This is a genomic window from Ursidibacter sp. B-7004-1 (assembly GCF_053654055.1).
This window is the reverse complement of the sequence record NZ_JBSIUP010000086.1, coordinates 1-598: the sequence shown is the minus strand read 5'-3', so window position 1 is coordinate 598 and position 598 is coordinate 1. Positions and strand designations below refer to the sequence as shown.

The window sequence follows — 598 nt, the reverse complement described above, 5'->3', positions numbered from 1 at the left end:
CGATAACGAATAGAGAATATAGAATAGTTGAGAGAGTAGTTGAGAGACGAAATTGAGACGGACAGGATTTTCCTGATGGCCGTAGTGCTGTGGACCCACCTGACTCCATACCGAACTCAGAAGTGAAACGCAGTAACGCCGATGGTAGTGTGGTGATTCGCCATGTGAGAGTAGGGCACCATCAGGGTATTATATAGAGAGAACCGCAAGTTAGAGATAGCTTGCGGTTTTTTGTTTTTTGTAGCTAGTACTTCTTACATTGTGATGTTTATCAGGAAAATAACCTTTCTCATTGCATTTATCTGACCGTTCATTTAAATAGTCTTGATGATAGGTGTAAATGGCGATAAAAATTATTTTTTGTGCTTTCTTTAAGGGTTTTAACAAGTATTTTAAGTGCTTTTCCTGCCGCTGATTTATGCTTTTTTCTGAGCTTTCTCATCACCATTACAACGAGATGAAAGTGGCACATCTGTATCGGGGTATCGAATAAGTCCCTAAGTAATCCACGGCGACCATCGCAGGTAATTGATTGAATAATATAGCCTTTTTCTCTTAATCTATTTAATGCAACGTGGTAATACTCATCTCGTTCGGT

At 39.3% G+C, this 598-nt stretch carries 1 rRNA gene and 1 pseudogene; one reads left to right on the top strand and one right to left on the bottom strand.

Annotation, left to right across the window (positions count from 1 at the left end):
• The first annotated feature begins 71 nt into the window (after nt 1–71).
• Nucleotides 72–187 (top strand): 5S ribosomal RNA (gene rrf, locus ACWIW0_RS11335).
• A gap of 123 nt (nt 188–310) precedes the next feature.
• Here the strand turns inward: rrf and ACWIW0_RS11330 are convergent.
• A pseudogene (locus ACWIW0_RS11330) lies at nt 311–598 on the bottom strand (IS256 family transposase, variant Zn-binding type); the annotation flags it as partial.